At 59.7% G+C, this 23,436-nt stretch carries 20 protein-coding genes and 1 pseudogene; 12 read left to right on the top strand and 9 right to left on the bottom strand.

The annotated features are described in order from the left end of the window. Window positions 1-587 precede the first annotated feature (587 nt). The 6 genes from QFI97_RS16295 to QFI97_RS16270 all read right to left on the bottom strand — a co-directional run bounded on the left by QFI97_RS16295 (window position 588) and on the right by QFI97_RS16270 (window position 7,290). The gene (locus QFI97_RS16295; RefSeq protein ID WP_346431595.1) at window positions 588-1,247 is read right to left on the bottom strand and encodes an O-methyltransferase; all 660 of its coding nucleotides are present in this window, start codon (window positions 1,245-1,247) and stop codon (window positions 588-590) included. A gap of 15 nt (window positions 1,248-1,262) precedes the next feature. After that, a complete protein-coding gene (locus tag QFI97_RS16290; protein ID WP_346431594.1) occupies window positions 1,263-2,648 on the bottom strand; it encodes an efflux transporter outer membrane subunit in 1,386 nt (461 codons plus the stop codon). Further along, the gene (locus tag QFI97_RS16285) at window positions 2,645-3,730 is read right to left on the bottom strand and encodes an HlyD family secretion protein (protein ID WP_095097321.1); all 1,086 of its coding nucleotides are present in this window, start codon (window positions 3,728-3,730) and stop codon (window positions 2,645-2,647) included. The genes QFI97_RS16290 and QFI97_RS16285 overlap by 4 nt, the downstream gene beginning before the upstream one ends. A 28-nt stretch (window positions 3,731-3,758) precedes the next feature. Further along, the gene (locus QFI97_RS16280; protein ID WP_346431593.1) at window positions 3,759-5,411 is read right to left on the bottom strand and encodes an MFS transporter; all 1,653 of its coding nucleotides are present in this window, start codon (window positions 5,409-5,411) and stop codon (window positions 3,759-3,761) included. Beyond that, window positions 5,411-5,842: a MarR family winged helix-turn-helix transcriptional regulator gene (locus QFI97_RS16275; protein ID WP_041145284.1), complete on the bottom strand. Its 432-nt coding sequence runs from the start codon at window positions 5,840-5,842 to the stop codon at window positions 5,411-5,413. The genes QFI97_RS16280 and QFI97_RS16275 overlap by 1 nt, the downstream gene beginning before the upstream one ends. Before the next feature lie 173 nt (window positions 5,843-6,015). Then, window positions 6,016-7,290 (bottom strand): Glu/Leu/Phe/Val family dehydrogenase, encoded by a 1,275-nt coding sequence (locus QFI97_RS16270; protein WP_241721606.1) that lies wholly within the window; start codon window positions 7,288-7,290, stop codon window positions 6,016-6,018. A 528-nt stretch (window positions 7,291-7,818) separates the two neighbouring features. On the opposite strand from QFI97_RS16270, the gene QFI97_RS16260 reads away from it, so the two are divergent. The 8 genes from QFI97_RS16260 (at window position 7,819) to aldA (ending at window position 17,854) form a co-directional block, all read left to right on the top strand. Then, window positions 7,819-9,024: a bifunctional succinylornithine transaminase/acetylornithine transaminase gene (locus QFI97_RS16260; protein WP_331835336.1), complete on the top strand. Its 1,206-nt coding sequence runs from the start codon at window positions 7,819-7,821 to the stop codon at window positions 9,022-9,024. Window positions 9,025-9,042: 18 nt separating this feature from the next. Beyond that, on the top strand, window positions 9,043-10,059 hold the full coding sequence (gene astA / locus QFI97_RS16255) for an arginine N-succinyltransferase (RefSeq protein WP_346432100.1): 1,017 nt from the start codon (window positions 9,043-9,045) through the stop codon (window positions 10,057-10,059). Next, on the top strand, window positions 10,050-11,516 hold the full coding sequence (gene astD, locus QFI97_RS16250) for a succinylglutamate-semialdehyde dehydrogenase (RefSeq protein WP_346431592.1): 1,467 nt from the start codon (window positions 10,050-10,052) through the stop codon (window positions 11,514-11,516). Before astA ends, astD begins: the two co-directional genes overlap by 10 nt. Before the next feature lie 22 nt (window positions 11,517-11,538). Further along, window positions 11,539-12,879 (top strand): N-succinylarginine dihydrolase, encoded by a 1,341-nt coding sequence (gene astB / locus QFI97_RS16245; RefSeq protein ID WP_346431591.1) that lies wholly within the window; start codon window positions 11,539-11,541, stop codon window positions 12,877-12,879. Between the two features lie 10 nt (window positions 12,880-12,889). Further along, on the top strand, window positions 12,890-13,885 hold the full coding sequence (astE, locus tag QFI97_RS16240) for a succinylglutamate desuccinylase (protein ID WP_346432099.1): 996 nt from the start codon (window positions 12,890-12,892) through the stop codon (window positions 13,883-13,885). A gap of 10 nt (window positions 13,886-13,895) precedes the next feature. Further along, window positions 13,896-15,332 (top strand): amino acid permease, encoded by a 1,437-nt coding sequence (locus QFI97_RS16235; protein WP_346431590.1) that lies wholly within the window; start codon window positions 13,896-13,898, stop codon window positions 15,330-15,332. 77 nt (window positions 15,333-15,409) lie between these two features. Continuing rightward, window positions 15,410-16,213, top strand: a complete 804-nt coding sequence (locus tag QFI97_RS16230) for a YdcF family protein (protein WP_346431589.1) — start codon at window positions 15,410-15,412, stop codon at window positions 16,211-16,213. A 201-nt stretch (window positions 16,214-16,414) separates the two neighbouring features. Beyond that, entirely contained in the window at window positions 16,415-17,854 is a 1,440-nt protein-coding gene (gene aldA / locus QFI97_RS16225; protein WP_331835330.1) for an aldehyde dehydrogenase, read from the top strand. Window positions 17,855-17,904: 50 nt separating this feature from the next. Here the strand turns inward: aldA and QFI97_RS16220 are convergent. Continuing rightward, a pseudogene (locus QFI97_RS16220) lies at window positions 17,905-18,585 on the bottom strand (type I glyceraldehyde-3-phosphate dehydrogenase); the annotation flags it as partial. A 37-nt stretch (window positions 18,586-18,622) separates the two neighbouring features. Here QFI97_RS16220 and QFI97_RS16215 point away from each other — a divergent pair. Together QFI97_RS16215 and QFI97_RS16210 are read left to right on the top strand one after the other, a co-directional pair. Continuing rightward, the gene (locus tag QFI97_RS16215) at window positions 18,623-18,943 is read left to right on the top strand and encodes a hypothetical protein (protein WP_346431588.1); all 321 of its coding nucleotides are present in this window, start codon (window positions 18,623-18,625) and stop codon (window positions 18,941-18,943) included. Window positions 18,944-18,995: 52 nt separating this feature from the next. Then, window positions 18,996-19,382 (top strand): hypothetical protein, encoded by a 387-nt coding sequence (locus QFI97_RS16210; RefSeq protein ID WP_095097362.1) that lies wholly within the window; start codon window positions 18,996-18,998, stop codon window positions 19,380-19,382. Window positions 19,383-19,393: 11 nt separating this feature from the next. On the opposite strand, the gene QFI97_RS16205 is transcribed toward QFI97_RS16210, so the two are convergent. Both QFI97_RS16205 and QFI97_RS16200 read right to left on the bottom strand, forming a co-directional pair. Then, a complete protein-coding gene (locus QFI97_RS16205) occupies window positions 19,394-20,965 on the bottom strand; it encodes a sensor domain-containing diguanylate cyclase (protein ID WP_346431587.1) in 1,572 nt (523 codons plus the stop codon). 202 nt (window positions 20,966-21,167) lie between these two features. Continuing rightward, entirely contained in the window at window positions 21,168-21,851 is a 684-nt protein-coding gene (locus QFI97_RS16200; RefSeq protein WP_346431586.1) for a phosphoglycerate mutase family protein, read from the bottom strand. 3 nt (window positions 21,852-21,854) lie between these two features. Between QFI97_RS16200 and QFI97_RS16195 the strand changes: the two genes are divergently transcribed. Then, window positions 21,855-22,862 carry an alpha/beta hydrolase family protein gene (locus tag QFI97_RS16195; RefSeq protein WP_331835327.1) on the top strand — a complete coding sequence of 336 codons (1,008 nt, stop codon included), beginning with the start codon at window positions 21,855-21,857 and terminating at the stop codon, window positions 22,860-22,862. 55 nt (window positions 22,863-22,917) lie between these two features. Beyond that, window positions 22,918-23,394, top strand: a complete 477-nt coding sequence (locus QFI97_RS16190) for an NUDIX hydrolase (RefSeq protein WP_331835326.1) — start codon at window positions 22,918-22,920, stop codon at window positions 23,392-23,394. The last annotated feature ends 42 nt before the right edge of the window (window positions 23,395-23,436 follow it).

Genomic DNA, 23,436 nt, shown 5'->3' with positions numbered 1-23,436 from the left:
CCCGCATACTTCTGTTTACTGCGGCATAGGTGAACGGCCCAAGGCCGGTTTCGCCCGGCCCTGGGGACCCGGCATCCCGGCAAGAAAAATCGTCGCTGCGCGATACCTTCGTCTCCGCCGTCTGGCTATTCGGGGACGGCAAGAGGTAACGTCCCTGTAAGGCTTGCCTCCGCCAGGTTATTCGTCCCATCCCTGGGACTCACCCCTTCGGGGCCGACGTCAACGTCGTTCAAAAACGCTCCGGGCGTTTTTGTCCATGCTGGCGGCCCCGGCCAGCCGCCTCCGCCTCAGCGATTTTTAGCCGGCCCAACCCCCCTGCTGCATATCCCGATGCCTCATGCCTGCATGGTCATTGCTGAAAATTCTTTCAGCAATGAAATCGCAACCTAATTGCCACGGGTTGGCAGCGTGGGGCGGGCGAAACGCCCCCGTGCCGTTCACCCGCAGCGGGTGTGGGAAAAACGTCGGATTCAACGTGAACGGAACATTCCACGGAAATGAACGAAATATTCCGCTGAGGTTAATGAGAGAAGTTTCTCTTAGCGAGCAGCCACGTTAATCGGCTGGGGCCGCTGCCGGTAGCGGAGCTACCCGTTGACCCACGCCAGCGTAAATCCATCCCAGCCCTTGCTGCCCACCGTCTGCAGCGCCGTCACCGTCAGGCGCGGGTCGCTACCCATTATCTCAATAAACCGCCGCACGCCCTGGACCCGCTCATCGGCGCTGTGCGGATTGGTCACTTCCCCATCCCGCACCACGTTATCGCCGATAATCAGCGTTCCCGGCCGGGAGTAGCGCAGGGCCCACCGCAGGTAGTGCGGGTTGTTGGGCTTATCGGCATCGATAAAAATCAGATCAAAAGCGGGGCGATCGCCGAGGCTCTCAAGGGTTGCCAGCGCCGGGCCTTCGCGCACCTCGACCCGATCGTCCACGCCCGCCAGCCGAATATTCTGCCGCGCAGTTTGCGCATGGTGCGGGTCGGCTTCCAGGGTCAGCAGCTCGCCGTCCGGCGGCAGCTCGCGCGCCATCCAGATGGTGCTATAGCCGCCGAGCGTGCCGATCTCCAGCACCCGCCGGGCGCGGGTGATGCGCACCAGCAGCGCCAGAAACTGGCCCTGGTTGGCGGCAACGTCGTAGGCCGGAAGGCCGGCGCGCTGGTTATTCTCCAGCACCTGCTGCAGCAGCGGGTCGTGCGGGATCAGCGTTTCAACAAGATAATTATCTACAGCAGACCATTGTTGTTGCATGCAAAATTTCCTGTATTACGTCCCTGATGAATCAGACCAGCCGCCTCCCAGCGACCGATATAAATCAACCTGGGCCAGCAGCAGGTTATTTTTCACCTGCACGACGCTGATTTGCGTCGAGAACAGGGTGCGCTGGGCGTCCAGAACCTCGAGATAAGAGGAGTAGCCGTTACGATAACGGTTTCCGGCAATCCGCAGCGTCTCCTGCGCCACCGCCTCCTGCTCCTGCAGCTCCGTGAGCTGTTCGCCGTAGCGGGTGATGGCGTCCAGGCTATCGTTGACCTCGCGAAACGCGCCGCGCACCGTTTTCTCATAGCCGTACAGCGCCTGGTTACGCTGGGCCATCGACACGTCGACCTGGGCGTTCAGCGCCTGGCGGTTCAGCAGCGGAGCGAGAATACTGCCGCCGATGCTCCACAGCCGCAGCGGATTATCGAGCAGATCCGGCAGCGTACGGTCCTGCATGCTGCCGGTGGCGGTCAAATTGATCGACGGCAGCAGCCGGGCCTGGGAAGAGGCAAGGGTGGCGTCGGCGGCGAGCAGCTGGCACTGGGCCTGCGCGATATCCGGTCGGCGGTTCAGCAGGCTGGAGGGCAGCTGCGACGACAGCGCCAGCGGCGTCAGATGGGCAAAGTCCTGACGCCTGATCTCCTGCGGGTTACTGCCGATCAGCACGCTGAGGGCGTTCTCCTGCTGGGCGATTTGATGCTCCAGCGGCGGGATCTGCGCCCGGGTAGATCTCAGCTCCGAATCGGCCTGCATCAGCTCGAGGCGCGAGGTATAGCCGGTCTCAAACTGGCGTTTAGCCATGCTGTAGGCGTCTTCGCGGGATTTCAGCGTCTGCCGGGTGACCCGCAGCTGCTCGTCCAGAGAGAGCAGCGTCAGATAGCCGACGGCCACCGAGGCGGCGACGGTAAGGTCTGCGGCAGCGGCGGCTGCCTTCTGCGCCTCAAGGCTGGCCTCGGCGGCGCTGGCGGCGCTGCGGTTGGCTCCCCAGATATCGACGTCATAGCTGGCGGTAAGCCCGCCTTTATAGACCGTACTGTGGATGGGCAGGCCGGTGGCAGCGGACTGCGCGCGGGCGCGGCTGCCGCTCAGCGAGGCGTCAAGGGACGGAAACAGGCTGCTGTCGGCGGCATAGGCCCGCGCCTGGTATTCATTCACCCGTTCGCGGGCGATCAGCACATCGCTGTTATAGCGCAGCGCCTGTTCCACGTACTGATTGAGCTGGCTGTCGTGAAAGTTGCGCCACCACACGCCCTCAAGCGGGCTGGCGGGGCCGATTTCGGCGCGCCAGGTGGCGGGGATCTGCAGCGACGACGCTGCGGGCGGCACGTCTGCTGACCGGCAGCCGGCCAGCGCGACGCTCAGCGCCAGCGCAAGGGTGAGCCGGCGCATCATGGCTTCTCTCCCTCACGGGTATCGATGGTGACCTGCACCGACATGCCGGGGCGCAGGTGCTGGCTATTTTTCTGCCCCTCATCGACCGCGATGCGCACCGGAATTCGCTGGGCAATTTTAACAAAGTTGCCGGTGGCGTTATCCGGCGAAATGGCGCTGAATTCAACGCCGGTCGCCGGGGAGATGCTCTGGACGACGCCGCGGAACGCCTCGCCATCGAGCGCATCGACGCTAAAGGTTGCGGCCTGGCCAATGCGAATGTGCGCCAGCTGGGTCTCTTTCATATTGGCGATCACCCAGTGCTGCGGCGGCACCAGCGACGTCAGGTGGGTACCGGCGCTGACGTAGGCGCCGAGACGCACGGAGATCTGCCCCAGCTGTCCGCCGGTTGGCGCGACGATCCGCGTGTTCTGCAGATCGATATCCGCCAGCTCCAGCGCGGCCCTGGCGCTGGCAACGTCGGCTTCCAGCGCGTCGCGGTTGACGATGGTGGATTGCAGATCCTGACGCGACATTTCCAGCGTGGCTTTCGCCTGTTCAATATCGGCGGTGCCCTGCGCGGCGCTGGCTCTTGCCGAGTCGCGCTCGCGAATTGACAGCGAACCGTCGGCGGTCAAATCCTGCACCCGCTTTAAGTCGGCCTGGTTTTTTTGATTCTGCGCGCGGGCGTTTTGCAGCGCGGCCTCATTGCGGGCAATCACCGCCTGGGCGCTTCGGCGCTGCTGTTGGTTATTTTTCAGCGCCGACTCCTTCATCGCCAGAGTAGCCTGCGCCTGGTGGACGCGCTGCCTGTAGATCCGGTCGTCAATCTGGAACAGCGTCTCTCCGGGCTGGACCTCGGCAAAATCCTGGACGTTGACGGCGGTGATATAGCCGCTGACCTGCGGGCTGATAAAGGTGGTCTGCCCGCGCACGTAGGCGTTATCGGTAAACTGGCTGTGGCGGGTAAACGGCGGCAGCTGCCACGCGTACAGAATCACCAGCACCCCAACAAGGCCAATGGCGGCGGCGCTGAAAATAGAGACTACGCGGATATTATTGCGGGTATTGGCCTGTTGCCTGGCGGCATCCTGCTGACTCATAACGACTCCAGAGTAAAAATTATCTTTGTTATTTGTTTCCCGTCGCGCGTTTAAGCGCAATGCGAGCGGTAATACGCAGCCTTATCAGGCGCCAGAACACCCAGATCAGCGTGCCGGCGGAAATCAACGCCGTCAGCAGATAGGTGTCATTGTAGGCAAGAATATTGGCCTGCAGCGTTGAGGCGTTCTGCAAGAGCGTACTGGCCTGCACGCTTAGCAGCGTGCTGTCGCCAATCTGGCTTTGATACATCTGGCTGTATTGCTGCAGGCGCTCGGCAATCAGCGGATTCAGCGTGGTTATCTGGTCGGCGAGCTGGCTGGAGTGAAACTTTTCCCGCCAGGTCTGAAAGGTGCCGAGGATCGCCGACCCCAGCAGGCCGCCGATATTCTGGCTCATGCCAAACAGCACCGAAAAGCTCACCAGGTTGCGCTGGTCGGCAATGACCCCGCCGATCCCGGCCAGCATCGCCGGCGCCAGGAAGAACGCGCTGCCGAAGCCGAGCAGGAACTGGCTGAACATCAGCTGTTCGGGACGCGTCAGGATGGTCGAGCGGCTGTCGAGCAGCGAGGCTATCATGATCAGCGCCAGGGCGGTGGCGGTGGGCCAGTAAAGCCGCTGCGGGTTGAGGGTCAGGCAGCTGGCGACGATGCCGCAGGCGATCCCGGCGAAAATCGACCACGCCAGCTGGGTCATCTGTTCGTTCTGCAACCCCACGTACTGCAGCCAGCCGATAACCCCGGTGTTTTGCTCCGCCAGCACGATCCGCATTAGCAGCATAATTAATCCCAGGCGCAGGATGCTGCCGCTGGAGAGCCAGTGGGTGTTGAGCAGCGGGTTGCTGCGGTTGTGCTCGAAGACGATGGCCGACACAATCAGCACCACCGCGCCCGCCAGCGCCCAGCCGATCCACGGGGCTTCAAACCACCAGTCAAGGCGGCCCAGCGAGAGAACGGCGCAGACCAGCGCCATGCCGGGGGCCAGCAGAATAAAGGTAATGAAGTCCTTTTTCTCGAACACCTTCTTCCGATCGCTGGGGGGCAGCTTGAGCACCATTACGCAGGCGAGAGAGACCAGCGCCAGCCCCAGTTCAAAAAAGTAGAGGCCGCGCCATTCGTCAATCTGCAGCAGCTCCGTGGAGAAGAGGCGGGCGAGAGGGATCGCCAGCGACGAGCCGGTGATCCCGATGGTCAGCGCCTTGAGGCGGTGGCGGGCGGGCCACGCCTGCACCTGATAATAAATGCCCAGCGAGCTGAGCGCCGCCGCCACCATGCCGTGCGCGGCGCGGACCATCATGGCCGAGCTGAGATCGTTGACGAAGAGGTGGAAAAAGGTCACCAGCACGTACAGCACCAGAAAGCCTTCGGTAAAGGCGCGCAGGCCGAACTGCTGGCGAAATTTTACCAGCAGCAGGTTGATCGAGACGTTGGTCATGACGTAGACCGCCGGCAGCCAGGCGATTTCCGTCGACCAGGCGGCGAAGGTTCCCTGCAGGTTCTGCAGGTTGGCGGTCACCACCGCGTTGCCCAGCGCGCCGGTCAGGCAGACCAGCAGCCCGACAATGCCGTAGGCGATACGCTTTGGCGTCGGGTGGATCGGCGTCGAGGGCGAACCGAGGATCGCCGGCTTTTCATGCGGCGCCCATTCATGGGGCACGTAGGGGTTTTCAGGACGGCGAGGCATTACTTTTTCTCCACCTCGCGCAGCAGTTTTTCCAGTACCAGGTGCGTTTGCTGCCGCTCTTCGGGGCTGATGGCGCTTAAAATCTCTTCGCGTAAATCATCGGCCACCGTTTTTACCTGCAGATAAAGCTCAAGGCCTTTGTCGGTGGCAACCAGCAGGCGCTTGCGCCGGTCGCTGTCGGTTTTTACGCGCTCCACCAGCGCTAACTCCACCAGCCGGTTGATCAGCGGGACGATAGTGGCGCTCTCTACGCCCAGCTCCTGGGCCAGCTCGCTTTGCGACAGCGGCTGTTCGTTGCGGGCAATCGCCGAGACGGCGACCCAGCTGGCCTGGCTCATGCCGAGGTCCTTGAGGCGGCGGTTGACCGCCAGCCGCCAGTGATGGGCGGTGAGGTACAGTAAATGGGAAAAGGTAAGCTGTCGGTTATCCATAGTCTTCTGCAAAGTCATTAGAGCTCTAATGAGTTTATGCCCGACGGATTGGCGAATTCAAGGTTAAATAGAAAATTGTTAATGGGTTGTACGAAAAGCGTACGGTTGGCGGTGAAAGAGCAAAAAAAAGCCCGGGCCAGGGCCCGGGCGGTTGTGGCGATCGTCGTCGAGCCTTAGCCCGGATAGATCCCGCGATCTTTACGCGCCATCAGAATACGCTCACAGGCGACGATGTAGGCCGCGGTACGCAGAGAGCACTCTTTGTCGGCGGCTTTCTCGCAGACGTGGACGATCGCATCGGTCATGATGCGGTCCATTTTGGCGTTGATCTCCTCCTCGCTCCAGAAGAAGCTCGCCATATCCTGCACCCACTCGAAGTAGCTGACGGTCACGCCGCCGGCGTTGCAGATAACGTCCGGCACCACGATCACGCCGCGCTCGGCCAGCACATCATCGGCCTCGGGATAGGTCGGGCCGTTCGCGCCTTCCAGCACCAGCTTGCAGCTGATTTTTTCCGCGCGCTCGCGGGTGATCTGACCCTCCAGCGCCGCCGGGATCAGAATATCCATCGGCGTGGTCCAGAACGCTTCTTTGTCGATTTCGCGGGCGCCAGGGAAGCCGGCAATCTGCTTCTTCTCCGCCTGCCATGCGGTCAGGGCGGCCATATCAATCCCGCCCTCGTTGAACAGCGTCGCGGTGTGGTCCTGAATCACCACCACCCGAGCGCCAACTTCGGAGAACAGGCGGGCCGCTTCGCTACCCACGTTACCAAAGCCCTGCAGCGCAACTTTCGCGCCCTCAATTTCAATTCCGAAGCGGCCAGCCACTTCGCGACCGGTGATAAACACGCCGCGGCCGGTGGCCTTTTCACGACCGAGAGAACCGCCGAGGTGGATCGGCTTGCCGGTGACTACGCCGGTGATGGTGGTGCCGTGGTTCATGGAGTAGGTATCCATCATCCATGCCATCACTTTGCCGTTGGTGCCGACATCCGGCGCCGGAATATCTTTTTGCGGTCCGATGATAAGGCCGATTTCACTGGTGTAGCGGCGGGTCAGGCGTTCCAGCTCGCCTTCCGACAGGCTGAACGGGTCGACGCGAACGCCGCCCTTAGCGCCGCCGTAAGGAATATTGACTGCGGCGCACTTGATGGTCATCCAGGCAGAAAGCGCCATCACTTCGTTCAGGTCAACGTCCGGATGGTAGCGAACACCACCTTTACCCGGTCCACGCGAAAGATTGTGCTGTACGCGATAGCCTTCGAAGTGGCGGATGGTGCCGTCATCCATCTGCACCGGAATGTCGACGATCAGCGCGCGTTTCGGGTGGCGCAGGGTTTCCACCCAGTAGGCTAGATCGCCCAGATAAGGCGCTACGCGGTCGATCTGGCGCAGATAGGTTGTCCAGGGAGATGCACTACTTTCAGATGCGTAAGATAACTTTTCCATAAGAGTCCTGTTCTCAATGTTATTTATGTCGTGTAAAACCGTGGAATAGCTACAGCAGTAAACTCTGTGTGATGAATAATATCACCAATTTTATAAAGCAGTATTTGACGGCAATTACGAATTTTACATTTTTGTTAGAAATTTTATTTTTTAAGTGAATAACTACGCACTGAAAACCCGCCTCATGTCGTGCATCAATATGCATATTTTATGCAAATTAGTGAATATAAAAATAAATTATCTATATTTATCATTACCTTGATGATCTTCAAAAAGTGAATAAATTGCTAGCCAACCGTATTGACTTTGTAGCACAGTAGGCGCCAGCATGAGAGCACACAATGCACAAGCTATTAACCATGACTTAACAATTGCCCTTGCGTTTATAAGGCCTTTATTTTTTGCGCTGAATTTCATTTCATCGCAACGGATTCGCTCGCAATAAAAACGGCGCACGGGAATGGTTAATTTCGAATATCCACGACTGACAACATTAATTATTGTCAACAATTGTTCCGGAGAAGTGTTATGTCAGGCAGCATTACTCGTGAAGATTTTGATTCTTATATGGTTCCCTGTTTCGCACCGGCCCCGTTTATTCCGCTGAAAGCGGCAGGGTCGAAAGTTTGGGATCGGCAGGGTAAAGAGTACATCGACCTGGCGGGCGGCATCGCCGTTAACTCTCTTGGCCACTGCAATCCGGCGCTGGCGGCGGCGCTGAAAGAGCAGCTCGACAGCCTGTGGCACATTGGCAACGGCTATACCAACGAGCCGGTGCTGCAGCTGGCTAAAACCCTGGTTAACGCCACCTTTGCCGATAAGGTTTTCTTCTGCAACTCCGGGGCGGAAGCCAACGAAGCGGCGCTGAAGCTGGCGCGCAAATATGCGCACGATAAGTTTGGCGCCGATAAAAGCGAAATTATTGCCTTCAATAACGCCTTCCACGGCCGCACGCTGTTCACCGTGTCGGTGGGGGGACAGCCGAAATACTCCTGTGATTACGCGCCGTTGCCGCCGGATATTACCCATCTGCCGTATAACGATATCGCGGCGCTCACCGCCGCCATCTCAGCGCGAACCTGCGCGGTGATCGTTGAGCCGATTATCGGCGAGGGCGGCGTGGTTCCGGCCGATCCGGCATTCCTCAGGACGCTGCGGGAGCTGTGCGACCAGCATGACGTCACGCTGATTTTTGACGAAGTTCAGACCGGCGCCGGGAGGACCGGCGCGCTCTACGCCTACCAGCACTATAACGTGGTCCCGGACATACTCACCAGCGCCAAAGGGCTGGGCGGCGGCTTCCCGATTGGCGCCATGCTGGTGAAAGAGGCGTGGGCGCAGGTTTTCCAGCCGGGGACCCACGGCACCACTTTCGGCGGCAATCCGCTGGCGGCAACGGCGGCCAACGGCGTTCTGGCGCAGCTGGATGAGGCGCTGCTGGCCGGGGTTGGCGAGCGGCACGACGCTATCGTCGCCGGGCTGAATGCGCTAAACGCGAAGTACGATCTTTTCAGCGCGGTGCGCGGCGTCGGGCTGCTGATTGGCGCCGAGCTGGCGAGCCGCCTGCGCGGCCAGGCCAAAACGCTGACCAACCTCGCGGCGCAGGAGGGGCTGATCGCCCTGATCGCCGGACCTGACGTCCTGCGCTTTGCCCCCGCGCTCAATATTCCGCTGGCGGACATTGAGGAAGCCTTCGTGCGTCTCGATCGCGCCGTCGCCCGCCTGACGCGCTAATCCGGGAGACGGTTTATGATGCTATTTCGTCCCGTCAGGGAAAACGATCTCGACGACATCATTCGCCTCGCCTCGCGGGCGGGGGTCGGCATGACGTCGTTACCGAACGATCCCGCGCGCCTGGCCGCGCGGATCCAGCGCAGCGTCGACACCTTCGCCGGCAGGCTGCCCCGCGGGCAGCAGGGCTTCCTGTTTGTACTGGAGGATACCGAGCTGTCGCGGGCGGTGGGCGTCAGCGCCATTGAGGTGGCGGTGGGGCTCGACGAACCCTTTTATAATTTCCGCCTGCAGCGCACGGTTCGCGCCTCGAAGGAGCTGGGGGTCTATAAAAATCAGGAGCTGCTGAACCTCAGCTACGACCACACCGGCCATAGCGAGCTCTGCACCCTGTTCCTCGACCCGGAGTACCAAAAAAACCGTAACGGCCTGTTCCTCTCCAAAGCGCGGTTTTTATTTATCGCCGCCTTCCGGGAGCTGTTTTCGCCGCATCTGTTCGCCGAGCTGCGCGGACGCAGCGATGAGCACGGTAATTCGCCGTTCTGGGATGCGCTGGGCCACCACTTCTTCGATATTCCGTTTGCCGACGCCGACCGGCTGACCGGCACCGGCATGAAAACCTTTATTGCCGAGCTGATGCCGGCGTATCCGATTTACGTCTCGCTGCTGCCGGAAAACGCCCGCGAAGCGATTGGCGAGGTGCATGCCAATACCTCGCCGGCGCGGGCGATCCTTGAAAAAGAGGGCTTCAGCTGGCGCGGGTCGGTGGATATTTTCGACGCCGGCCCGGTGCTGGAGGCGCAAACCGACAGTATCAGAGCGATCGGCGAGAGCCGGTTTATCCCGGCCATGCACGTCATGGCGCAGCGGGCGGCGCCGATCATCGTCGCCAATAACCGGTTTGAACATTTCCGCGCGGTGCTGCTGACCCCGGAAGAGAACAACGAACGTGCCGCGCTGGACGCCCTCGAGGTTAGCGAGACTGACCGGGTTCATGCGGTAACACTTAATCCGGAGAGCAGAACATCATGGCAATAAACGCACATTTTATCGCAGGCGAGTGGCGGCAGGGTTCGGGGGCACCGTTAACCAAGCTGGCGCCGGAAAACCAGGCGCCGCTGTGGCAGGCGGCCAGCGCGGGAGCGGCGGAGGTGCAGGCCGCCTGCGCGGCGGCGCGCGGCGCCTTTTACGCCTGGTCCCATCTTGCGCTGGCGGAGCGTATTGCCAGCGTGCAGCGCTTTGCCGCGCTGCTGGATGCGCATAAAGAGGCCCTGGCGGAGATGATTTCTCGCGAAACCAGCAAGCCGCTGTGGGAAACCCGCACCGAGGTGCAGGCGATGATCGGCAAAGCGGCGATCTCCATTGACGCCTACGCCGAGCGTACCGGCTATCGCGAATCGCCGATGCCGGACGGCAAAGCACTCCTGCGCCACAAGCCGCACGGAGTGATGGCGGTCTTCGGCCCGTACAACTTCCCCGGCCATTTGCCGAACGGTCATATTATTCCGGCGCTGATCGCCGGCAACACGGTGGTCTTTAAGCCCAGCGAACTGACGCCGGCGACCGCCGAGCTGACCGTGCAGTTGTGGCAGCAGGCCGGGGTTCCGGAAGGGGTTATCAACCTGATTCAGGGCGGCAAGGAGACCGGCCAGGCGCTGCTGGAAAACCGCGATATCGACGGGGTGCTGTTTACCGGCAGCGCGTCAACCGGCTTCCACTTCCACCGCTATCTCGGCGGCCAGCCGGAGAAGATGCTGGCGCTGGAGATGGGCGGCAACAACGCGCTGATCGTCGCCGACGCGCTTGACGTCGACGCGGCGCTGAACGTGATTATCCAGTCGGCGTTTATTTCCGCCGGACAGCGCTGCACCTGCGCCCGCCGGCTGCTGGTCAAACGCGGGGAGCAGGGCGACGCGCTGCTGCAGCGGCTGGTTGCCGCCAGCGCCAGCATTCGCGCCGGCCGCTGGGATGCCGAACCGCAGCCGTTTATGGGCGGCGTTATCTCCCTGCAGGCGGCGCAGGGGATGCTGGCGGCGCAGGACAAGCTTGAGCAGCTGGGCGGCAAGGTGCTGCTGCGCATGACCCAGCCGGATCCCAACTCCACGCTGCTCACCCCGGGAGTTATTGACGTCACCGGGATCGACGTGCCCGACGAAGAGTATTTCGGCCCGCTGCTGACGGTGGTCCGCTATGAGCAGTTTGATGAGGCGATCCGCATCGCCAACAACACCCGCTACGGGCTGGCGACCGGGCTGATTTCCGCCGATCCGGCGCTGTTCGCCAGGCTCGCCGATGAAGCGCGCGCCGGGATCGTCAACTGGAACAAGCCGCTGACCGGCGCCTCCAGCAAGGCGCCGTTTGGCGGCGTGGGCGCCTCCGGCAACCACCGGGCGTCGGCCTGGTACGCGGCGGACTATTGCGCCTGGCCGATGGCCTCGCTGGTCAGCGAAACGCTGACGCTCCCGGCGGCAACGTCGCCCGGTCTGCCATTCTGACAACGGATTCTGTGAGGACACTATGTCTGGTTTTGAAGCTAATTTCGATGGCCTGGTTGGGCCTACGCACCACTACGCCGGGCTGTCGGTCGGTAACGAAGCCTCGCAAAATAACCGCGACGGCGTATCCAACCCGAAAAAGGCGGCGCTGCAGGGCTTATGCAAAATGAAGGCCCTCGCCGACAGGGGCTTTATTCAGGGGATTTTACCCCCGCAGCCGCGGCCGAATATCGCCGCGCTGCGCGGTCTGGGCTTTTGCGGCAGCGATGAGCAGGTGATCGCCCGCGCCGCCGCCGACGCGCCGCATCTGCTCTCGGCGTTTAGCTCCGCATCGTCGATGTGGACCGCCAACGCGGCGACGGTATCGCCATCCGCCGATAGCGCCGACGGCAGGCTGCATTTTACGGTAGCCAACCTGACCAACAAGCTGCACCGCTCCCAGGAAGCGCAGACCACCGCGGCGATTTTACGCGCGACCTTTGCCGACGAAGGCTATTTCGTCCATCACCATGCCCTGGCCCAGCACGGCGACCTGGGCGATGAAGGGGCGGCGAACCACAACCGCTTCTGCTACGACTACGGCCGCCAGGGTCTGCAGCTGTTTGTCTACGGCAGGCGCGCGAGCGGCGGCGTGGCGCCGCAAAAATATCCGGCGCGCCAGACCCTGGAGGCGAGCCAGGCGGTGGCCCGGCTGCACCGGCTGAACCCGGAATATACCGTTTTTGCCCAGCAGGACCCGGCGGCCATCGACGGCGGCGTGTTCCATAACGACGTGATTGCGGTGAGCAATCGCCACGTGCTGTTCCACCATCAGCAGGCCTTTGTGCAGCAGCAGGCGCTGCTGGCGACCCTGCGGGAAAAAGCGGCCCGCCTGGATATTCCGTTTGTCAGCGTCGAGGTTCCGCAGGCCCAGGTGGGGCTCAACGACGCCGTCGCCTCGTACCTGTTCAACAGCCAGCTGCTGAGCAAGCCGGACGGCAAAATGCTGATCGTGGTGCCGGAAGAGTGCCGCCAGCGGGAGAACGTCTGGCAGTACCTGAGTGGGCTGGTGAGCGACAGCGCGTCGCCGATCGACGAGCTGGCGGTATTCGATCTGCGTGAAAGCATGCGCAACGGCGGCGGCCCGGCCTGCCTGCGCCTGCGGGTGGTGCTGAACCACGCCGAGCTGGCGGCGGTGAATCCGCACAGCCTGATGGACGACGCGCGCTATCGGCAGCTCACGCAGTGGGTCGAGAAGCATTACCGCGATCGCCTCCACGCCCGCGACCTGGCCGACCCGCAGCTCCTGAGCGAGGTCTATCAGGCCCTTGATGAACTGACGCAGATTTTGCGCCTGGGCTGTATCTATGACTTCCAGCGCTAAGGGGCCGGGAATGGACAACAAGGTGAATGATTTACTGCACTGTCGGCTGGCGGAGTGGGCGTTTCCCGCAGAAATTGAGGCGCGTTGGCTGGCGGACGGCGTGCTGCAGCTGCTGCCGCAGAGGCCGTGGCGGCAGGCGGCGATCGTTTCAGCCGGCATTCACGGCAACGAAACCGCGCCGATAGAGATGCTGCTGGAGATCGCGCATGCGCTGAGCCAGGGCCGGCAGCCGCTCTCGCAGGCGCTGCTGATCGTCTTCGGCAACCTGCCGGCGATCCGCGCCTCCCGCCGCTATCTGCATAACGACCTCAACCGCCTGTTCGGCGGGCGTCATCTGCGCGCGGCGCCGGGCAATGAGTCCCGGCGCGCGGCGGAGCTGGAGGCGGCGGTCCGGGCGTTCTATACGGCGGCCGATGCCCACGGCCGCGTCGGCAGAGCGCATCTCGATCTGCATACCGCCATCCGCGGCTCGCGCTACCGCCAGTTTGCGCTTCTCCCCGCGCGGGAGGGAGAGTACAGCGCCGGGTTTTATCAGCTGCTCGCCGCCAGCGGTATGGACGCGGTGGTGCGTCATACCGAACCCGGCGGGACCTTTACCCACTTTACCGCCGAGGCGTTCGCCGCCGAAAGCGCGACGCTGGAGCTGGGCAAAGTGATGCCCTTTGGTGAGAACGATCTGCGCCTGTTTGCCGCCGCCGGGGCGGCGCTGCGGGCGACGATCGGTGGCGGCGCGCTGCCGTCGCGCCTCAAGGAGCCGATGCGCCATTTTGTGGTTCAGGAGAGCATCATCAAGGGCGACGATCGCTTCACCTTGCACCTCGATCCGCAAACTGAAAACTTCACCGCGCTTGCCGCCGGGCACGTTATTGCGCGTCAGGCGGAGAAAACGTGGGTTATCGATGCGCAGGCTCCCTACATCCTGTTTCCGAATGCGGGAGTGGCAAACGGGCAACGCGCCGGTTTGCTGCTGAAGTCTGCCGCGCCATGCCTTTCTTTGCCTCTCTGAAGGAATCGACATGACTCAACATCAACGTGAGGGGCAGGAGCATCCTGCCATCGACGGGGAGCGCCCGTCGCAGCTCAAACGCGGCCTTGGCGCCCGGCACATTCAGATGATTGCGCTGGGCGGCGCTATCGGTACCGGCCTGTTTATGGGGGCGGGACGAAATATTGCGGTGGCGGGGACCTCGATCCTGCTGATTTACCTGCTGGTGGGCTTTTTTACCTATATGGTGATGCGGGCGATGGGCGAAGTGCTGCTCACCCGCCTGGACTATCGCTCCTTCGCCGATTTCGTCGGCGATTATCTGGGACCGCAGGCGAGCTTTTACCTCGGCTGGACCTACTGGCTGAGCTGGGTGGTGACCTGTATTGCCGACGTGGTGGTGTGCGGCAGCTATATGCAGTACTGGTTTCCCGAAATGTCGGCGTGGATGCCGGCCCTGAGCACCCTCGGCATTCTGTTCCTGTTCAATTTGCTGTCGGTGAAGATGTTCGGCGAGGCTGAGTTCTGGTTTGCGCTGATCAAGGTGATTACGATTATCGCGCTGATTGTGACCGGCGCGTGGATGATCGCCATCGGCTGGACCTCGCCGGACGGCGTGAAGGCTTCGCTGCACCATATCACCGACCCGGCGGTCTTTATGCCTCACGGCGTCACCGGCTTCCTCGCCGGTTTCCAGATAGCGATTTTCTCCTTCACCGGGATTGAGCTGCTCGGGACGATGACCGCGGAAACCCGCGATCCGCAGAAGATCTTACCTAAGGCGATCAACGCGCTGCCGCTGCGGATTATCATTTTTTATCTGCTGTCGATGGTGGTGATTATTGCCGTGGCCTCGTGGCCGGGCGTATCGCCCGACGCCAGCCCGTTCGTCACCCTGTTCGCCAAAGCCGGCCTGCCCGCCGCCGCGGCGGTGATTAACTTCGTGGCCCTGACCTCGGCGATGTCGTCGGCCAACAGCGGGGTCTACTCCAGCACCCGCATGCTATACGGCCTGTCGGTTGAGAAACACGCCCACGGGCAGTTTCGCATCCTGTCGCGCCATACCCGCATTCCGGTGCGCAGCCTGCTGTTCTCCTGCTTCTGCATGCTCAGCGGCACGCTGCTGCTGTTCCTCGTGCCGAACGTGATGACTCTGTTCACCATCGTCTCGACGCTGGCGGCCATTATGGTGGTCTTCAGCTGGGGAATGATCCTCGTGGCCTACCTGGTGTATCGGCAAAAGCGCCCGGACCTGCATGAAAGCTCGGCCTTTAAGATGCCGGCGGGCGTGGCGATGAGCTGGCTAAGCCTGCTGTTTTTTGCCTTCGCCATTTTTATTATGATCTTCGACCCCGATACCCTGAAGGCGCTGATCGCCACGCCGCTGTGGTTCATCGCCCTGTGGCTGTGCTGGAAAATAAAGCAGAAGCGAGAAGGGCAAACGCGGCTGGAGAAACTTAACGCCTGACAGGATACAATCGGCCCAATCTGCTGCGCGGCGATAAAGAGGGACGTTGTCGCTGCGCAAACTGAAAAGGAGAAGGTATGTCAGATAATTTCCCGGCGCTCTCCGCCGATACGCTGGCGGCAGCGAACCTCGTCGGCGCCTGGCTGGCGCAGGACGATTTTACAACGCTGGCGCAGAAGCCGCCGTTTGAGGTGGTGGTGCTGGCGGGCAACGCGGTGATCCCGACCATTGATGCCGCCTGCCGGTTGGCGGCTGACGCCGAGGTTCCGCTGCTGATAAGCGGCGGGATTGGCCACTCAACTTCATTTCTCTATGAGGCGGTACGCAACGATCCGCGCTATGGTTCGCTGCCGGTAGAGGGACGCGCCGAAGCGCTTATCCTTGCCGATATCGCCCATCAGTACTGGCACATACCGCGCGAGCGGATCGTGGCGGAAGCGCGCTCCACCAACTGCGGCGAGAACGCGCGCTTTACCCGCGAGGTGCTCGAGGCCGAGGGGCTGGCGCACCGCGAGGGCGTGGTTATCCAGGACCCGACCATGCAGCGGCGCACGATGGCGACCTTTGCCCGCGTCTGGCAGGGGGCAGATCCGCTGCCGCGCTGGTACAGCACCCCGGGCTTCGTGCCGCAACTGCGCAATACGCCGGAGCAGGGCCTGGCGTTCAGCGGGGCGGCGCACGGGCTGTGGCCGGTGGGGCGCTATCTGGCGCTGATCCTTGGCGAGCTGCCGCGCCTGCAGAATGGCCCACAGGGATACGGTCCGCTGGGTAAAGATTTTATTGCCCACGTTGATATGCCTCCGCGGATTGTCAGCGCGTGGCGCCAGCTGAGTGAAGACAGCCTCCTGACCCACGCCCTCGGCGAGCGAACCTTAGGCTGATGATTTTTGCCCGTTTGCGCCAGGTTTGTCGCAAACGGGCAGTTTGTGTTGCCTGAATGTAACGTTTCCCCCGGCTTTCGGGGCCGTTTTTATGAAGTAATTCACATAATCAGGCGTGCGGACTGCTCTTATTGCCTCTTATGGATAGATTTTTAACAAATAAATCACTTGTTAAAAACAATAAATCTACAGGAGCAGGCTATGACAGCACCCGTTCAGCACCCGATGTATATTGATGGTCAGTTTGTTGCCGGACGCGGCGACGCCTGGATTGACGTGCTTAATCCCGCTACCGAAGCGCTGCTCTCCCGTATCCCCGACGGCAGCGCCGAAGACGCGCGGCGGGCCATTGATGCCGCGGATCGCGCGCAGCCGGCCTGGGAGGCGCTGCCGGCTATCGAGCGCGCCGGCTGGCTGCGTAAAATCGCCATCGGGGTCCGCGAACGCGCCGGCGAGATTGCGGCGCTTATCGTAGCTGAAGGCGGGAAGACTCAGCAGCTGGCGGCAGTGGAGGTCTCCTTTACCGCCGATTATCTCGACTATATGGCCGAGTGGGCGCGGCGCTACGAAGGTGAAATCGTGCAAAGCGACCGTCCCGGCGAAAATATCCTCGTTTTCAAACGCGCCCTCGGCGTGACCACCGGCATCCTGCCGTGGAACTTCCCGTTCTTCCTGATTGCCCGCAAGCTCGCCCCGGCGCTGCTGACCGGCAATACGATTGTGATTAAACCGAGCGAGTTCACGCCCAATAACGCCGTTGCCTTCGCGCAGATTGTCGATGATATTGGCCTGCCGAAGGGGGTGTTTAACCTGGTGTTAGGCCGCGGGGAGACCGTCGGCCAGGAGCTGGCGGCGAACCCGAAAGTGGCGATGGTCAGCATGACCGGCAGCGTAGGCGCGGGTGAAAAAATCATGGCCGCCGCGGCGAAAAATATCACCAAAGTGTGCCTCGAGCTGGGCGGTAAGGCGCCGGCGATTGTGATGGATGACGCCGATCTTGAGCTGGCGGTCAAGGCGGTGGTTGATTCGCGGGTGATCAACAGCGGGCAGGTATGCAACTGCGTTGAGCGCGTTTACGTGCAGAAAGGGATCTACGATCGCTTCGTTAATCGCCTCGGCGAAGCGCTGAAAGCGGTGCAGTTCGGCGACCCGGCCCTGCGCGATGATATTGCGATGGGGCCGCTGATCAACGCCGCCGCGCTGGAGCGGGTCGAGCAGAAGGTGGCCAAAGCGCTGGCTCAGGGTGCGCGCCTTGCCTTAGGCGGCAAAGCGGTTGCCGGCAGCGGCTATTTTTATCCGCCGACGCTGCTACTGGACGTGCGCCAGGAGATGGATATCGTCCACGAAGAAACCTTTGGCCCGGTGCTGCCGGTGGTGGCGTTTGACACGCTTGAGGAGGCGCTGGCGATGGCCAACGATAGCGACTACGGGCTGACGTCGTCGATCTATACGCGCGACCTGAACGTGGCGATGAAGGCGATTAAGGGGCTGAAGTTCGGCGAAACCTACGTTAACCGCGAGAACTTTGAAGCCATGCAGGGCTTTCATGCGGGCTGGCGCAAATCGGGTATCGGCGGCGCCGACGGCCGCCACGGTCTGAACGAATACCTGCAGACCCAGGTGGTCTATCTGCAGGCCTGAGCCGCGGATGAAAAAGCGGATAGCCGAGGGCTATCCGCTGCGGTTACAACCTATTTAGCAAACTTATCCAGCACGCGGATGAGCTGGGTGACGAAGCCGTATTCGTTGTCGTACCACGCCACGGTTTTGACCAGCTGAACGTCGCCTGCCTCGGCGATTTCAAGCTGGGTGGCGTCGTAAATCGAGCCAAAGTGGCTGCCAATCACGTCGGAAGAGACGATCTCCTCTTCGGTATAGCCGAAGGATTCATTATTCGCCGCCGCGTTCTTCATCGCCTGATTGACCTCTTCGGCGGTCACCTTTTTCTCAAGAATCGAGACCAGTTCGGTGACCGATCCGGTTTTGGTCGGCACGCGCTGGGCGTGGCCTTTCAGCCTGCCGCTGAGCTCAGGAATGACCAGACCTATCGCCTTCGCCGCCCCGGTAGTGTGCGGGATGATGTTTTCCGCCGCCGCGCGCGAGGCGCGTAGATCTTTGCCGCGCGGGCCGTCGACCAGCGACTGGGTGCCGGTGTAGGCGTGAATGGTGGTCATCGTGCCGAGCCTGATCCCGAACGCATCGTGGAGCACTTTGGCCATCGGCGCCAGGCAGTTGGTGGTGCAGGAGGCGACGGAGATAATGGTGTCGTCTGCGGTGAGGGTGTCGTCATTGACGTTGTAGACGATGGTTTTCATCTCCCCGGCGGGGGCGGAGATCAGAACCTTTTTCGCCCCGGCGCTCAGGAACGCCTTGCCCAATCGTCCACCCCGGCGGTTTAGGAGTTAAATGATGTCAAAAAAACGCAGGATCGGCCGGCTGATCGCGGCAGGAAAAACGCCCCCCGCGCGGTTAACTCTTCAGGCAGAGATTGAGGCGCTGAAGATACCGCCCCGCACCAGAGCGGAAGCAAAGCGGCAGCTGGCAATAAAGCTTCGTCTGCTGAAGAGCGGGGTGCTGAACGAACAATCATTAAGAGAGCTGGAGAAAAGGGCGGCACAGGATTTATCATTAGCCAACGCGCGCAGATTTGAAGCGGGGGTTGTCGATGCGGTTACTACAGAAAAAATCTCCTTAGCGCATAAAAAATGGCGCGGCCGGACGGCAGATTAGCGCGGTACGATCTTTCTGCCGCGGGCGAATTTATGGATAAAAGGTGTTAGCAATGAATCTATCGGGCAGCTGTTTTCTGGCTGTATTGACGCTGGGTAGCGCCTCGTTTGCGGTGACGGCGAAAACAACGTCGGTTAAGTGCTCCTACCCGACCTATAGTGACCAAAGCGGCAATCATGTCGCTAAAAACCCGATGGTGTTGACGTTTATCATCGATAGCGGAACAAGCAAGGCCTATATGGCTGGAAACGCCGGTTCGACCGAGGTAGCCATCGTGCCAAACGGCGTAGACGGCATGTCTTTTATTGAAACGTCAGAGGTCGGTAACGTCACCGTTACGACAATGACGAGGAGCGGTGATTCGGTGCATAGCCGCAATACGGTTATGCCGGGAGGCATTTTCGCCTCTCAGCATTATGGAACCTGCGTGGCGCAGTAATTTTCGCCCGTTCAGATGCGGGAAAATCCCCCGGCGTCGTCGATAACCACGGTGTTACGACCGGAACGTTTGGCTTCATAGAGCGCCAAATCAGCTTTGCGAAGGACGGTGTAAACATCGTTTTCGTTATCGCTGAACCCGGCAACGCCGAGGGAAATGGTCACTTTCCCGGCGTGGGGGAAATCGGCATTTTCGATCCCCACCCGGATGCGTTCAGCCGCCGCCGCCGCTGCTGTCAGGCCGGTATCCGGCAGGAACACCACAAACTCCTCACCGCCAAACCGACAGGCAACCTGCCCGTCGGCGCAGAGGTTGCGCAGCTTCTCACTGAATGTGACCAGCACAGCATCGCCGCCGTCATGCCCGTGCAGATCGTTAATCTTTTTAAAATGGTCTATATCAATCGCGATGATGCAGCGCTCGGCGGAATGGAGGGATTGTTTCAGCAGGGTGCTGAAACCTTTGCGGTTATAGAGTCCGGTCAGCGGGTCCGTCATCGTTTCATCGCTGAGGGCGTTTACCCGCCTGGCCATTATTTGCAGATGCAGGCTGAAAGCCTCTTTAAGACGTTCCGCTTCCTTGTACCAGACGTTAATATTGGCCAGCTTTTTGAGCGTGGACTCATTGTTTTCCGCGCGCGTGAATTCTGCGAGTTTCTCCAGCGGAGCCGAAATGATGGCAGCAAAAATCGTTACGGTCGTCACCGTGAGGATGATGATCGCGAGCGTGAACCAGAACGCGTTCACTACCGTCTGCATTAATATACGGGATACGCTTTCCGATGCCCCCGAGATGATAACCTTCCAGTCGGCCTGCTTCAGGCTGGCGTAGCCAACCAGGTTGCCGCCGCTTTTGCCATCGCCAAAAAAGTGCCCGTTTTGCGTTTTGATAATCTGCTCCTGCAGGCCGGGAGCAGAATTAAACCCGCCGCCCACTCGTGTCGGATCGCGATTAAAGATTATTTTACCTTCATTATTAATGACGCTGACGTCCGTTGTATTTTCGTAAAAATGCATGCTTAGAATATCGCTGAGCATGCTCTCTTTTTGCAGATAGATGCTGCCGCCGATATAACCGAGATAGTCGCCGCCGGGGCTAAATAATGGTTGCGAGACAAACACGACGTAATTACCCGCCGCCGATATAAAAGGTTCAGAGATAAAAAGCTTTTTTGAGGCTATGGCCTGCCTGCTAGCGCCAGAGTGCAGCTTTATCCCCACCAGCTTCAGGCTCTCCGGAGAGGCGGCAGCAATAACGGCGTTGGAATTAACAATTACCACCGAGTTGAAAAAGCCGGACTGCAGGCGCAGCCGGTCAGCTTCATTTTGCAGCTGGCGGCGGTCGTTAAGGGCTTTTATCTGCCCGGCGCTGTAGGCCAGCTCCCGCTGCGCCGTCACCAGGTAGCGGTCGGTGGTATCCGCCAGTTTACGGGCGTAGGCGAGGTTGTTCTCGAGTAACCGATCCTCAATGTTGCCCTTCTGGAAAAGCGTCAGGGCGCTGAGCAGCAGCATTGATGTCAGCAGGATCCCTCCGACGGACAACATCAGCATGAGAGTGCGCAGATGCAGTTTTTTCCTTGGCATAAGTTTTCACGTATCTTAAAAATTTTCTGCATTTTATCAGCTTTTTAGCGCAGAACATAAGCAGCTTCTGCTGCTCTATCGCTTGATCGCAAGTTCCGGCTAGCGGGCGGCGGCCGGGATTATGGCGCGCCGTGCTACTGGGCGTCGATCGATTTTGTCCATGCCATATCAGCGATACCTAATCGACGACGCCCTTAGAGACTTACCGTGGGGAACGATACGTTACCCGGCTCCAGTAGCCTGAGCCGGTACCCGCAATTTTTATCCAGCCCAGACGCGTTAATTCCAGCGCAATAAAGGTGTTTAAGAGGCCGTGGCCCATGCTGACAACGTGCCCGTGCTGCGCCGCCGTGTCGATCAGATCCCGCGCCATTTTTGCTGCTCGCGCCCGGACTTCAGCTTTTGATTCAGATCCCGCCGCAAGATCAAAAAACCAGAGCAGGCGGAACAGCATCAGCCAGATACCCGCGGGGAATTTTATTAGCGCTACGTTGATAACGGGCAGCGGCGCTTCGCTGAGGTCGCGGAGTATGGCATCCGGGTTCACCCCCAGCGCAGATAGAGACGAAAGCGCGCGCGGCAGGGGGCTGCAGACAAAATAATCGCCGGCCTCGCAGGCGGATTTTGTCTTCGGAGAGGGCATTTCAGCTACCGTGGCAGCGTTATAATCCGCTATCCAGGCAGGCATTTCGCTGGCTTTAAGCCACAACAAACCCCGGTTCTTTACGCCGTCAGGCTTCCCGTGCCGTATTAAGGTAATGTCCATATTGGCATCGTCTGGTAATGAAATGAGTGGAGGCAATATAACATTGATGATAGTTTTCATATGCCGGTTTCTATCGTAATAAATTATTCTTTTAATATGCTCGGCTGAATAAAAAGACATCAGATGAAATACCTTATCTTCTTCTTTGCCGCGATCGTCATTTTTTGTGCTTTCTTCGTTATTCGCCTGTCAGATTTTGATCTTTCTGGTTATGGAAAACAGAGAGAAATATCATTTCAGCACCATCAGGATATTTTACACGGGACGTTAATTCTTCCTCCTGGTAAAGTTAATCCACCGGTGGTGCTTATCGTTCACGGCGACGGTGCCCAGGATCGCTGGTCCGCAGACGGGTATATTCCGCTTGTTAAGTTCCTGGTGGCCCAGGGAATAGCCGTTTTTTCATGGGATAAACCCGGCGTAGGAACAAGCACCGGGAACTGGCTGGCGCAGACAATGGCGGATCGCGCAGAAGAAGCGGCAATGGCATTACAAAAAATGAAACAACAGCCTGAGTTGAAAGACAGTCGTGCGGGATTTCTCGGATTTTCGCAGGCCGGATGGGTCGTGCCGCAGGCTAGCCAGCTGGCTCTCCCCGATTTTGCCGTGCTGGTCGGTGCGGCGATAAACTGGCGAAATCAGGGCGTATACTATCTGGAGCAACGGCTCAAATTTGCCGGGCGTTCGGCCGTTGAAATTGACCAGACTAAAAAACTTGAAGAAGAGACCTTTGACAGACAGTTTACGGAGGAAGCTGCTGCACATCCTTGCCTGTCGCGCTGTACCCGGCAGGACTTCGAGCGCAGAAATTCCCGCGCGGATGCAACCAAAGAGATCTCCGGGATGCATACTCCCGCGTTAATCATGATGGGAGAGAACGATCGAAATGTGGACCCGAATGAAACAGTCGAGATCTGGGCCAGGAAGTTACCAGAGAGCACTCCCCGATGCATCCAACTGGTTGCCGGTGCGACTCACGGGCTCCTGCGCAGTAGATGGTTTGATTACCAGCTTCCCTCACAGCTGCCGCTGTGGAAACAAGGCCTGTTTCTGTTGTTGGGGCAATATGCGTATTCACCCGCAGCACTCACTGCTGTTTCGCACTGGGTCCTTAACCAGAAATGCGGTTAATGAACTTCACGCTGACGGCTAACTAAATGGTTAACACTTTATGTAAGGGGGATTTGTGCGCACTCGCCCATCATCTCGATTAATAGTTCTTTCGCCTGAAAATCACGTCTTGCTCTTTTGCTTCTGCCATACAGATGACGCTTTGAGCGGCAGGACATATTGGGCAACGCCGGGTGGAGGGCTTGAACACAATGAATCCTTCGAGCAGGCTGCTTTACGCGAATTACTTGAAGAAACGGGTCTGATAAGAACAGCTGCAGGACCGCAGATCGCATCCAGATCCTTCACCATGATGCTAGCTGATGGGGAGACGGTTGTTGCTGATGAGCGTTTCTTCATTATTAATACAAATACATCAGATATCGACCGCTCAAGGTGGAGTAGCAACGAAAAAAAAGTCATTCGCGATCACTACTGGTGGACAATAGAAGAGCTCAGACATACCGATGAAATCATCTTCCCACTCGATTTGATCATCAACATTCTTGAAAGCAGGTTAAGCGACTCCCCGGTATTTAACGTGTCGAAATGACCTTGATGTTCGCTTCTGGCATGCAATGAACATCTGAACTTA

Source organism: Klebsiella scottii (assembly GCF_036561945.1).
Taxonomy (GTDB): Bacteria; Pseudomonadota; Gammaproteobacteria; order Enterobacterales; family Enterobacteriaceae; genus Klebsiella; species Klebsiella scottii.
Note: the sequence above shows the minus strand (reverse complement) of the source record. Positions and strands in the feature narration are given on the sequence as shown.

Coding starts and splice junctions, on each gene's coding strand:
- QFI97_RS16205 (WP_346431587.1), bottom strand. CDS start 20,965: ATGCCAAGGAAAAAACTGCATCTGCGCACTCTCATGCTGATGTTGTCC.
- astD (WP_346431592.1), top strand. CDS start 10,050: ATGGCAATAAACGCACATTTTATCGCAGGCGAGTGGCGGCAGGGTTCG.
- QFI97_RS16260 (WP_331835336.1), top strand. CDS start 7,819: ATGTCAGGCAGCATTACTCGTGAAGATTTTGATTCTTATATGGTTCCC.
- QFI97_RS16195 (WP_331835327.1), top strand. CDS start 21,855: ATGAAATACCTTATCTTCTTCTTTGCCGCGATCGTCATTTTTTGTGCT.
- QFI97_RS16210 (WP_095097362.1), top strand. CDS start 18,996: ATGAATCTATCGGGCAGCTGTTTTCTGGCTGTATTGACGCTGGGTAGC.
- QFI97_RS16275 (WP_041145284.1), bottom strand. CDS start 5,842: ATGGATAACCGACAGCTTACCTTTTCCCATTTACTGTACCTCACCGCC.
- QFI97_RS16270 (WP_241721606.1), bottom strand. CDS start 7,290: ATGGAAAAGTTATCTTACGCATCTGAAAGTAGTGCATCTCCCTGGACA.
- QFI97_RS16235 (WP_346431590.1), top strand. CDS start 13,896: ATGACTCAACATCAACGTGAGGGGCAGGAGCATCCTGCCATCGACGGG.
- QFI97_RS16215 (WP_346431588.1), top strand. CDS start 18,623: ATGTCAAAAAAACGCAGGATCGGCCGGCTGATCGCGGCAGGAAAAACG.
- astB (WP_346431591.1), top strand. CDS start 11,539: ATGTCTGGTTTTGAAGCTAATTTCGATGGCCTGGTTGGGCCTACGCAC.
- QFI97_RS16290 (WP_346431594.1), bottom strand. CDS start 2,648: ATGATGCGCCGGCTCACCCTTGCGCTGGCGCTGAGCGTCGCGCTGGCC.
- QFI97_RS16295 (WP_346431595.1), bottom strand. CDS start 1,247: ATGCAACAACAATGGTCTGCTGTAGATAATTATCTTGTTGAAACGCTG.
- QFI97_RS16285 (WP_095097321.1), bottom strand. CDS start 3,730: ATGAGTCAGCAGGATGCCGCCAGGCAACAGGCCAATACCCGCAATAAT.
- QFI97_RS16200 (WP_346431586.1), bottom strand. CDS start 21,851: ATGTCTTTTTATTCAGCCGAGCATATTAAAAGAATAATTTATTACGAT.
- QFI97_RS16280 (WP_346431593.1), bottom strand. CDS start 5,411: ATGCCTCGCCGTCCTGAAAACCCCTACGTGCCCCATGAATGGGCGCCG.
- aldA (WP_331835330.1), top strand. CDS start 16,415: ATGACAGCACCCGTTCAGCACCCGATGTATATTGATGGTCAGTTTGTT.
- astA (WP_346432100.1), top strand. CDS start 9,043: ATGCTATTTCGTCCCGTCAGGGAAAACGATCTCGACGACATCATTCGC.
- astE (WP_346432099.1), top strand. CDS start 12,890: ATGGACAACAAGGTGAATGATTTACTGCACTGTCGGCTGGCGGAGTGG.
- QFI97_RS16230 (WP_346431589.1), top strand. CDS start 15,410: ATGTCAGATAATTTCCCGGCGCTCTCCGCCGATACGCTGGCGGCAGCG.